The organism is Planotetraspora silvatica (assembly GCF_016863315.1).
GTDB lineage: Bacteria > Actinomycetota > Actinomycetes > Streptosporangiales > Streptosporangiaceae > Planotetraspora > Planotetraspora silvatica.
In genome coordinates this window covers 139814-150653 of the sequence record NZ_BOOQ01000040.1, presented here as the reverse complement: position 1 = coordinate 150653, position 10840 = coordinate 139814, and the positions used below count along the sequence as shown (strand labels likewise).

Genomic DNA, 10840 nt, shown 5'->3' with positions numbered 1-10840 from the left:
CCCTCGGCGCTGGGAGAGGTGGGTACTCGCGGATCTTGCCGGGCACGTGCGGCCGCTGGTTGCCGAGCGAGATGCCCAGCGTCGGGAACTGGTTGGCGATCTCCAGCGCGGTGAGGGGGCCTGGCTGGCGCTATAGCTGTGTGATCAGGCGTTCGGGGACCCAGATCGCTCACACTCCTGCTCGCGCAGCGAGCGCGTCGAGCGCTACCGCAACGCCTCTGCGAAAGTAGACAGCCTCTGTTGCAGGTGGCCGTGGAAGGCCTTCCCGTCCGGGCAGACGGCAGCAGCGGTCGGGGAGAGCCGGCCATGGGTGCGCCGCTGCCCGTACGAGGGTGAAGTCGAGATCCGGTGGGTAGTGCTCGAGCCCAGCCGAGTACGCCGTGCCGAGTCCGGAACGCGAGGACTACCTGCGGACGCAGATCGCGCACCGATTAGGTTTCCGCGCCGTGCCCGTCTGTACGTGTGAGATCGACTCACGAGAGGCTGGCACGATGCGGAAACTGATCTTCGGCATGAACCTGAGCCTGGACGGCTACATCGCCGCGCCCGGCGACGACCTCGGCTGGAGCGTACCGAGCGACGAGCTGTTCCAGTGGTGGTCCGACCGGGTGGACGCGACGGGCCTGGCGCTGTACGGGCGCAAACTGTGGGAGACGATGAGCTCCCACTGGCCGACCGCCGACCAGCAGCCCGGCGCCACACCGGCGGAGATCGAGTACGCCCGCCGCTGGCGGGACATGCCGAAGGTGGTGTTCTCCTCGACGACCAGCACGGTCGACTGGAACACCCGTCTGGTCACCGGCGACGCCGTCGCCGAGATCACCCTGCTCAAGGCCGAAGACGGCGGCCCGATGGACATCGGCGGCGCCACGCTCGCCGGGGCGGCCATGCGGGCCGGGCTGATCGACGAGTACGTGCTGGTCACCCACCCGGTCCTGGTGGGCGGCGGCACGCCGTTCTTTACGGCCCTGGACAGCTGGGTGAACCTGAACCCGGTGGAGACGCGGACGTTTCCCGGCGGCGTGGTGCTGACCCGATACGAGACGAGGCGATGAGCACGGGCCAGATGCTCGGCTCGTGAGGCCAGGTCCTGGGCTCGTGAGGCCAGGTCGAAATCCTTCTTGGCTCACCGTGACCCTCGGCTATGAGGGAACCTTCCCCGGGCCCTTCCTTGCGTTCCGAGTGAGTTGTTGACCGACTTGCTGGAGATGAGGGCGACGGCGTCGTTGATTGTGACGATGTTCTTCGGGCATGAAGATGCCCCGCCGGCAACGCCGGCGGGGCGGTGGTGTTCGCGTTGTCGCGTTGGTGTTCAGCTGGTCGGGGTGCTCATTCCGCGGTGATTTCGGTGACGGCGGCCCGTGCGCTGGACTCGTCGACGATGGGGCTTTTGTCTGATGACAGTGTCGGGGGCAGGCCCAGCCATGGTTTGTCGGTGGCGTCGAATCCGATGAGCTCGGCGATCTTCCTGTCGACGATGTGCAGGACCGCGATGGTAAATAGCCGGTACTCCGGGTCGTCGGGGGTGCGGAGGTACAGCACGGCGGCAGGCATGCGGTTGACCGTCGTGGTGATACAGCGCCAGTCGTCGTGGCCGCGCTGGAAGAGCCCACCGGAGACCCAGCCGTCCACCGCGTCCTTGGCCGTGATGACCGAGGTTCCCGGCTCGGGCAGCATCGCGAAGCGCAGGTCGTCGCGCAGCAGGGACATCAGCCCGTCCAGGTCGTTGCGCTCATGGGCGTCGATATACGACTTCACCACGCTCCGCTCGTCATTCGACAGCTCGTGGGTGGCGGGGCTCCGCCAATCGAGGCGGCGGTCGGGCAGCTGCTCGCGCATCGTCACACGCGCCCGCTGCAGTGCGCTGGTCACCGATGCGACGGTCAGCTCGAGGGCGTCGGCGGCCTTCGACGCCGGCCAGCCGAGGACGTCGCGCAGGATGAACACCGCCCGCTGCCGCGGCGGCAGGTGCTGGACGGCGACGATGAACGCCAGCTCGATCGTCTCCCGCGCCACCACCGATTCCTGCGGGTCCTCGGGGAGCATCCGGTCGGGGTAGGGCTGCAGGTACAGCACCTCGGAGCCGGTGTCCGGCAGCTCGGACGGTACGGGTGTGCGGTCGTTGCGCTTGTCCAGGAAGTCGAGGCAGGCGTTCGTCGCGATTCGGTACAGCCAGGTCCGCAGGGCCGCGTGGCCCTTGAACGACTCCCGCTTGTTCCACGCTCGCAGGAACGTCTCCTGCGTCAGGTCCTGGGCGTCCTCGTAGTGCGCGAGCATCCGGTAGCAGTGCACCTGCAGCTCACGCCGGTGGCGCTCCGTGATGAGTGCGAACCGCGCCGTGTCGCCTGAGCGGACCGCCGCGAGGAACGTGGCCTCGTCGGCGCCCAGCGGTCTGGTGTCGGTCATGGTCATCAATCCTTCCACCGGTGCGAGGGCTAACAGAACTGACGACGTGGCGGAGGATTTCTGATCGGTGAAGTCGCTGACACCGGGCCGTTCGCCGGGCCGGATGGGTCGGGGTCGATCCAGGGAACGTGCTCCGGGTCGGGCACACCCTCGATGTCCCACGCCGGCGAGGACGGCGCCACCGAAGCCGACCTGATGAACCTCTCCGGCCACGAAGACCGCCGCACCCTCCAGCGCTACCTCAAGCCCAGCAAAGAAGGCACCCAGCGCCGACTCGACGGCATCGAGGCCCAGCGCGGTACCTGGACACCCAGCGCCGACGAACTGGCAGACCGCATGACCACCCGGTGATCGTGCCGCCTGCCCGGTCAGATCATCGCTGGTCAGCGCCATATCCGCCCGGGGCGCGTGCGCTCCTGGTCACCAGCTTCCTCGGCCTCGCCGCAGGACTCCTCATGACCTTCCGCCTCGACGTGGTCGGCTCGTATGTGGGCGGGGTCCTGCCCTGCATGCTCATGGTCGGCCTGTTCACCGGGATGACGTTCCCCGGCGCTCCTGGACGCCGCGTTGCACGGCGTCACCGGCGAGGACTCCAGCGTGGCCTCGGCGGTGCAGAACACCATGCAACAGGTGGGCGGCGCGATCGGCCTCGCCTGCCTGGCGACCCTGGCCTTCCGCCAAACGGGACCCACCCCGTCCGGCGCGAGTGCCGTCGACGGCTACCTTTCGGCGTTCAAGGTGGCCGCCGCCGTCCTCATCGTGGCTGCCACCGTAGCCCTGACCCTGTCCTCCCGAAACCGAACGCCGTAGGTCCGGCCCGACCCTGGGTGTCGCTCTGGCTCTACCGCTTTGACAAGCCGGCAACTGATGACGACCACGGCCATAAGAGCACGCCAGGGCACGATCGCGACGAATGATGGAGTCCCAAAGGTGGCATTTGCAACATTTGCATCATGACAGTCGCTCTTACAGATCTCTAAAGTCGTGTCAGGTGTGATCTTCGGCCGCGCGGTTATCCAACTGCACTGCCGGCCCCTAAGGGAGGGTCTGGTGAAAGCGAAATCCCTCGTGGCGGGTGCCGTCGCTCTGGCAACGGCTGCGGCACTGCAGCTGTCCGGAGCCGGCTCAGCATTCGCAGACAAGCCGTCCGACCCGAGTCCGTCCAGCAACTCCGCTCATGGCGGTCCGGTCATCGACGACGTGCACAACGTCCCGACGACCGCTGTCGCAGGCGACGTCACGTTCATCGACAACGTCAAGGGCGTCAGCGGCTACTCGGGTCTGAACTTCATCCACTACGACAAGTACGGCTACGACTTCATGTTCGCCAACGGCACCGGCGGCCTCGCCGTCTGGTCGCTGAAGAACCCCAAGCACCCGGCCCTGATCTCCAAGATCACGGCGGCCGAGCTGCGCCAGCCGGGGGACACCCAGGACAGGTTCTGGGAAGGCGAGAACATGACCGTCGACCCGAAGCGCAAGCTGGTCTTCCTCAGCCGGGACCCGCGCGGCTTCGGCGGCACCGTCTCCACCGGTCAGTCCGGCGTCTACATCGTCGACGTCAAGAACCCGTGGAAGCCGGAGACCGTCATCTTCCAGCCGGTCCCGGCCGGGCACACAGCCACCTGCATCAACGACTGCACGTACCTGTGGTCGGTCGGTCCGGCGAACACGGGCACGCCGGGCCAGGACCCGTCCTGGAAGGGCGTGCCGATCCGGGTGACCGACATCCGCGACATCAAGCACCCGCGCACCTTCGACGGGGCGCTCGATCTCGGCCGGTTCGACGGGACCACGGACTACGTGCACAGCGTCGACGTCGACAAGAACGGTGTCGCCTGGGTCTCCGGTGAGGGCGGCGTACGCGGCTACTGGACCAAGGGCAGGCACTACGACCCGGTGCAGAAGCGCAACCGGGTCGCGACCGCGTACGACCCGGTGCCGTACGCCGGCGGCACCGTCGTCCCCACCAACCCGGCGGGCACCGCCTTCTTCGACTTCTTCGACCACAACGCGTACCACAACACCGAGAAGCTCGGCTCCTTCGACAAGGGCGAGCTCCTCTACATCACCAACGAGAACATCACGGCCTGCTCCCAGGCGGGTGAGTTCAAGATCGCCTCGTTGAAGGGCAGCTACCACGGCGAGAGCTGGCGATCCACGCCGGAGAAACCGTTCCGGCTGGACCTGATCAGCCACTGGTCGCCGTGGGGCAAGGAGGGGTCGGCCACCACCGGTAGCTGCTCCGCGCACTGGTTCACGGTGAACGGCAACATCGTCGCGCAGGCGTGGTACGGCCAGGGCACCCGCTTCCTCGACGTGTCGGATCCCAGGAATCCGACCCAGGTCGGCTACTTCCGGGTGCCGGCGGGGGAGGGCGTGACCGCCGGCTCGGCGTCGGCCGCCTACTGGCACAACGGACTGGTCTACGTCGCGGACTACAACCGAGGCGTCGACGTGCTCCGGTTCGACGGCAAGCTGGCCGGAAAGCCGGACAAGAAGATCTGCTGGAACTCGTGCGACAAGTGACCGTCTGAGTCGAAAGCCCCGGCCCGAGCGTGGCGACGCTGCGCTCGGGCCGTCTTTCGGCGGCGACGGGCATGGAGGTAGGACGGGCGTGGAGATCACGTTTGGGGTGTCGGCCCCTCTCTCGGGCGACGGCACGCTGCGTACGGACCAGCGCGGATGACGAGCGGTGTTCACCTCGCGGGCCGTAGTCGGGCCCGGCTGATCACGCGGCTGGCGGTGGTCGCGATCCTCGTGGCGTGCGGTCTGGTCGCGGATCTCGTCTCCGCCGCGGTCACGCATCCGGCGTACGCGCACGCCTACCTGATAGAGACCTCGCCGGTCGACGGCCAGGTGCTGCACTCGCCTCCGGCCGACGTCAGGCTCAGCTTCAACGAGGCGGTGAGCTTCAACCAGCGGTCGTTCCAGCTGCTCGACGTGACCGGGAAGAAGCTGGTGACCGGTGCTCCCGGTTACGTGGACGGGAAGGCCAACACGGCGCGGGTGAGCCTTCCGGCGAGTTTGGTGGAGGGAACCTACGTCCTGGCCTGGCGGATCACCTCCGCGGACTCGCACGTGGTGTCGGGGGCGTTCAGCTTCAGCATCGGCCGCCCGAGCACCACGCCGGCCACCCCGGTGGAGGAGGATGTCAGCCCTGCCGTTCCCGTCGTCGACGCCGTCGGTCGCGCCCTTGCGTTTCTCGGTCTGGCCCTCGCCCTCGGTGGTGCACTGTTCGTCGCCGTGCTCTGGCCCGCCGGCCGCGACGACCGTCGCGGCCGGGGCATCGTGTGGTCCGGCTTCGTCGCCTTGACCGCGGGCACCGTGGTCGTCCTGCTCGTACAGGGGCCGTACGCCGCGGGCACGTCGCTGACCGGGGTGTTCGATCCTGAACTGCTCAGCGCGACGCTGTCCACGCGGTTGGGTCACGCGCTGTTGGTGCGGCTGTTGATCGTGCTCGCTCTTGGTGTGGCCTTCTGGATCGCTGTACGGCCCTCCTCGTCCCTGGCTGACGTCCGGACGGACGCCGCCAGGACGTCTGGCGCTGGGACGGCCGGCGTCGGAGTGGCCGGCGTCGGGGCCGCCTGCGCCGTCGTCCTGCCGTTCACCTGGACGCTGGCGGATCACGCACAGACTGGCGAGCAGACCTGGCTGGCCGTACCCGCGACCAGCCTGCACCTGCTCGCCATGGCTCTGTGGCTGGGCGGCCTGATCGCGCTCTCGGCCTGCGTGCTCCTCCCAGGGAGGGGGCGGGAGCCCACCGGCGCCATCTCCCTGGAACCCGCGCTCCCGAGGTTTTCCACGCTCGCGCAGATCTGCTTCGCGGTGATCGCGGTGACGGGCGTGTATCTGGCCTGGCGGCAGGTGGGAACGTGGGGTGCGCTCGGCGGGACCGGCTTCGGGCGGCTGCTTCTCGGCAAGCTCGCCGCCGTCCTCGCCGTGGTGGGTCTTGCCGCAGGAGCGCGGCGGTTCGTGCGGCGGCGCGGTCGCGACTCCCTCGGCCTCGATACCGCTCCTTACACCGCGGTGCGCCGGCTGCGCCGCTCGGTCGCGGGTGAGGTCGTGCTCGGGGTCGCCGTCGTGTCGATCACGGCCGTGCTGGTCAACACCGCCCCGGCCCGCACCAGTTACGCGCCGCCGGTGCATACCACGGTCCCCCTTCCCACCGCCGTCGCGGACGCGGTCGGCCCAGGCGCCGGGCTAGGAGGCGGCTCGGTCGAGGTGAAGATCGAGCCCGCGAAGCCGGGAAGCAACGTGGCCGACATCTACATCACCGGGCGGAACGGCTCGCTGTTCGCGGTGCCCGAGGTCTCGGGTGCGCTCGAGTCGCGCGACCGCAGCGTCCCGGCGCTGCCCGTAAAAGTCTCCGCGGCCGAACCCGGCCACTACGTGGCGAACTCGATGTCCATCCCCTACCCGGGGGAGTGGGTCCTGCGGCTGGACATCCGAGTCTCCGACTTCGACGAGACACCCGTGCGTGTCCCGTTCACGGCACACTGAAAGGCTGGTGACACACATGCGAGGCGCTGACAGGAAGGCGTCCCGGCTCCGAGCGACCATGACCGCTGCCGGCGTGATCGCCCTCTGCGTCCTGGCGGGCTGCTCCAACGGGGCTCCGCAGCCGCTGACCAAGCCGCCCTACACCGTGAACTCCATCCGCTCCGGCCTCGTCAGCCCCAGCGACCTGGGAAAGGGCGCCACCGAGTTCGAGGACACCGACCACGCCTCGCACGTCATCTACACACCCCCGAACAGCATCCCGACCTGTCCGTACGTCCAGCGCTCGGAGGACGCCCAGGTCGACGTGCAGCCGGCGATCGAGCCGGTGGGTGGGAATCCGACCGGGCGGTTCATCGTCGGCCCGCAGCGCGTGGGGCCGTCGTCGCTTCCGGTCGTCACCCAGGGCGCAGTGGTCTTCCAGAGCCCCTCGCTCGCCGACGGCACGATGGACACCGTCGTGGCCGAGTCCGCCAAGTGTCCGGAGGCGTTCAGCGTGCTCGGCGGACCACCGTCCGTCGTGGGCGCTTACAAGGTCGGCAGCCGGCCGATCGAGATGGATGGGTGGAAGGGGTTCGCCCAGCATCTCGTGCACACCTCGCCCCCAGAGATGAACGCGGACACCTACGACGATCTGGTCACCGTCGTGGTGCACAAGGCCAACGCCGTCATTTACGTCGGCTACGCGCAGATCAAGGCGGTTGGCCAGCGTGCCGATACCGACGAGAAGGTCAAGGCGTTGATGACGACAACGCTGGCCCGCCTCGGTTAGCGATCTTCCATGAAGATCACCTATTGAGGGTCGAAGAACAGTGAGAGTCTTACCTGCTGGAGGAGCGTTGAGCGCTAGAGCCCCCCTGACGGGCACTGCCACCGTACCCGTCACGGCGCCCGCGCTGCGGATGGGCAACCTGGGTCCGGCACACGCGGGCACGCCCGGTCCGGACAGCTCCGGCACGGTCGGGGCCGCCGAGGCCGAGGCGACCAGCGCCCGATCGTCTGGAACAACCCGGAGAGTGCGTATGCTGCGCCGCGCCGTACGTGGCCTTGTAACCGTGGGTGTGGCGGCTTTCCTGGTCGGCGTCATGCAGGCGGTGGCGTTCGCGCACGTGACGGTGAGCCCGGAGTCGGCCACCCAGGGCGGCTACGCCGCCTTGACGTTCCGCGTCCCCAACGAACGCGACGACGCGAGCACCACCGAGATCGAGGTTCAGCTCCCGACCGACTCCCCGCTGGCTTCGGTCTCGGTGAAGCCACATCCCGGCTGGTCGTACGAGATCACGAAGACCAAGCTGGCCACGCCGATCGAGGTGCACGGCGCGCAGATCAGCGAGGTCATCGGAAAGATCACCTGGACCGCGGCGGATTCGAAGTCAGCGATCAAGCCGGGTGAGTACGACGAGTTCTCCGTGAGCGCCGGACCGCTGCCCGAGACCGACCGTCTGGTGTTCAAGACGCTCCAGCACTACAGCGATGGCGAGGTCGTGCGCTGGATCCAGGAGCCGGCCTCCGGTGCCGACGAGCCGGAGCGGCCTGCGCCAATGCTCCGGCTCGTGCCCAAGGGGGACACGGCATCGTCCACGTCGACGGGCACCGCCCGGGCGGCTCTGGCCGCGGGTAGCACGTCTGAGACCGGGTCGGGCGCGGGAGCTCCGTGGGCGATCGGGCTGTCCGTGACCTCGCTGGTGATCTCCCTCGCGTGCGCAGCGACGATGGCCGTGCGGTCGCGCCGGACGCGATAGCGCTCGCGCACGGCCCTTTCGCCGCGCGTCGTCCCGTTGCGGGATCGTCAATCGGTCCGGGTGCGGAGGCTCCGCGCCAGTATGGGGATCATCACCGTCGCAGGGACGAGGTGTAGTCCGAGGAGGGCGGTGGTGGTGGCGGTGTTCGCCCCGGAGAGGAGGGGCGGGACCAACGAGATCGCGGTCAGCGACACTGTCGTCCACACGAATCGCTCGGCGGGGCGAGCGCTCCAACGAAGAAGAGCGACGGCAATGACGATGCCCACGACCGAGAAGAAGCCGGTCACGACGGCGAACCCGGGCAACGGGATCGTCTCGCCACCATCGGGGATCTCGAAGTCGACTCCAACGGCCTGGGCAAGCGCAGCGGCGAGGGTGGTGGCCGCCATCGCTGCGAGCGTGGCGATGAAGCCGGTGCCGGCGAGGCTGCGGAGTGGGTGGGTGTGGCTGGTCTGGCCCGATGCCGGGCCTGCGACGACCCCGTTGTCATTCATGCTGTTCATGTCGTTCCTCCATTATTCGGTAGCTGACGTACGGGGTGTGTTGACTGGCATGTGACGGTCCTGGCTCTGGGGGTGACGATGCGCACCCTCGCCGTGCGACGGCCGGGGTTCCGCAGGGCGCGGACGCCGGTGCCGCGGAGCCAGAACCCGGCGTCGCGGCCAAGGACCGGCCCGGGCTCGCCGTCGCGCAGCTCCAGCTGCACCCGCCCGCGGGTGACGACGCCGAACGCGTCGCACCACTCGGCCGCGACCACCGCGACACGCGCGCCACCGCGCAGCGCGAGCGTCCACACCGGGACTACTCCGTGCCGGCCGCCGGCAGGCGCTCCGGCAGCCCGAGCCGCGGGAACTGGTCGTCGTGGAACGTGACGATCTCGGTGATCGCCCCGCCGGTGACGCGCAGGACGTCGATCGTCAGCGGCAGGTACGCGCCCTCCTGCTTCCGCCAGTGGTAGAAGGCGACGGCGGGTTGCCGGTTCACGGAGGTGAGGACGGCGCGCAGGTGCTTCATGCTCTCGAAGCCGCTCTCGACCCAGTCGTTCACCACCGTGTCGCGGCCGACGTACAGGCCCGGCGTGGGCGGCATCGAGCAGCGGACGTCGTCCCGCAGCAGTGTGGCGAGCCCGTCGATGTCTGTGGCCACGCTGGCGTCGGTATAGCGGCGCACCAGCTCGCGCGTCCGGGCGTCCTCCTCGCTGCCGGTCCAGTCCTGCCGCTCGGCGGGCAGGTGCTCCCGCATGCCGGCGCGGGCCCGCTGCAGCGCGCTGTTCACGGAGTTGACGGAGTCCCCGAGGAGTTCCGCGACGTCCTTCGCCGGCCAGCCGAGCACGTCCCGCAGGATCAGCACGGCCCGCGGGCGCGGCGCGAGGTGCTGGACTGCGACCAGGTACGCCAGCTCGATCGTCTCCCGCGCGACGGCGACGGTCTCCGGCTCGTCCGCGTCGCCCGCGGGCAGCTCGTCGAGCAGCCGGTCCGGGTAGGGCTGCAGCCACAGCACCTCGCCGCCGGTCGCAGGCTCCGGGCGGCACTTGGCGAGCAGGTCCAGGCAGGCGTTGGTGGCGATCCGGTACAGCCAGGCCCGGAACGTCGACCGCCCCTCGAAGGTCTCCCGCCGCCGCCAGGCACGGAGGAACGTCTCCTGCACGGTGTCCTCGGCGTCCTCGAACGACCCGAGCATCCGGTAGCAGTGCACGTGCAGCTCCCGCCGGTGCCGCTCCGCCAGCCCCGAGAACGCCGGCTCGTCGACCTCGCCCAGACCACTCCCGCCTAGACCGCTCACGCCCAGCTCCTCCAGCCGCGTGTCCGCACTCATCACGTCATCCTTCCCTCTCGTCGTGTCCCGTCGTAGGTGTGACGGGTGCGGGCGCGACAACTCATCACCAGGGTCGGTCGGCGTGGCTGATCCGGTGGCGGATCCGGTGGCGGAGCACGACGCGCGGTACGGCGAGGAGGGCCCGGGTGCGCGGCCGCCTGGCGCGTGCCGGGGTCCGTACCCACCGCACAGTTCTGGGCCGGCAACCCCCTGTTCTCCGAACGCGACGTCACCGGAACGGCGCACATCACAGCAAATCCGCAGGACAACTTCGTGGCAGTTGTCAGTTCCCATTTGATCTGAGGCAGTATCCATGTCCTGACCTGGGGTGCCGCAGAAAGCGTGGGACTTGGGCAGCCCCGAAGTCCCGCGCACCG

The 10840-nt window shown here is 69.0% G+C and carries 11 protein-coding genes; 7 read left to right on the top strand and 4 right to left on the bottom strand.

Going from position 1 to position 10840, the window contains the following annotated elements; genetic code table 11:
* Positions 1-491 precede the first annotated feature (491 nt).
* On the top strand, positions 492-1055 hold the full coding sequence (locus Psi02_RS28300) for a dihydrofolate reductase family protein (RefSeq protein WP_203978841.1): 564 nt from the start codon (positions 492-494) through the stop codon (positions 1053-1055).
* Positions 1056-1329: 274 nt separating this feature from the next.
* On the opposite strand, the gene Psi02_RS28295 is transcribed toward Psi02_RS28300, so the two are convergent.
* Positions 1330-2406: an RNA polymerase subunit sigma-70 gene (locus tag Psi02_RS28295; protein ID WP_203978839.1), complete on the bottom strand. Its 1077-nt coding sequence runs from the start codon at positions 2404-2406 to the stop codon at positions 1330-1332.
* A 153-nt stretch (positions 2407-2559) separates the two neighbouring features.
* Between Psi02_RS28295 and Psi02_RS28290 the strand changes: the two genes are divergently transcribed.
* The 6 genes from Psi02_RS28290 (at position 2560) to Psi02_RS28265 (ending at position 8648) form a co-directional block, all read left to right on the top strand.
* Entirely contained in the window at positions 2560-2757 is a 198-nt protein-coding gene (locus tag Psi02_RS28290) for a hypothetical protein (protein WP_203978837.1), read from the top strand.
* A gap of 216 nt (positions 2758-2973) precedes the next feature.
* Positions 2974-3216 (top strand): hypothetical protein, encoded by a 243-nt coding sequence (locus tag Psi02_RS28285; protein WP_203978835.1) that lies wholly within the window; start codon positions 2974-2976, stop codon positions 3214-3216.
* 240 nt (positions 3217-3456) lie between these two features.
* Positions 3457-4935, top strand: a complete 1479-nt coding sequence (locus Psi02_RS28280; RefSeq protein WP_203978833.1) for an LVIVD repeat-containing protein — start codon at positions 3457-3459, stop codon at positions 4933-4935.
* 156 nt (positions 4936-5091) lie between these two features.
* Entirely contained in the window at positions 5092-6909 is a 1818-nt protein-coding gene (locus Psi02_RS28275) for a copper resistance CopC/CopD family protein (RefSeq protein WP_203978831.1), read from the top strand.
* A 16-nt stretch (positions 6910-6925) separates the two neighbouring features.
* Positions 6926-7678 (top strand): hypothetical protein, encoded by a 753-nt coding sequence (locus tag Psi02_RS28270; protein ID WP_203978824.1) that lies wholly within the window; start codon positions 6926-6928, stop codon positions 7676-7678.
* 67 nt (positions 7679-7745) lie between these two features.
* A complete protein-coding gene (locus Psi02_RS28265; protein ID WP_203978822.1) occupies positions 7746-8648 on the top strand; it encodes a YcnI family copper-binding membrane protein in 903 nt (300 codons plus the stop codon).
* 47 nt (positions 8649-8695) lie between these two features.
* Here Psi02_RS28265 and Psi02_RS28260 read toward each other — a convergent pair whose 3' ends face one another.
* From Psi02_RS28260 to Psi02_RS28250, 3 genes are read right to left on the bottom strand one after another with little or no spacing between them, the layout of a single operon-like run.
* Entirely contained in the window at positions 8696-9151 is a 456-nt protein-coding gene (locus Psi02_RS28260) for a DUF6069 family protein (protein ID WP_203978814.1), read from the bottom strand.
* Positions 9148-9444: a hypothetical protein gene (locus Psi02_RS28255; RefSeq protein WP_203978812.1), complete on the bottom strand. Its 297-nt coding sequence runs from the start codon at positions 9442-9444 to the stop codon at positions 9148-9150. Before Psi02_RS28255 ends, Psi02_RS28260 begins: the two co-directional genes overlap by 4 nt.
* Before the next feature lie 5 nt (positions 9445-9449).
* Positions 9450-10463, bottom strand: a complete 1014-nt coding sequence (locus tag Psi02_RS28250; RefSeq protein WP_203978810.1) for an RNA polymerase subunit sigma-70 — start codon at positions 10461-10463, stop codon at positions 9450-9452.
* Positions 10464-10840 lie beyond the last annotated feature (377 nt).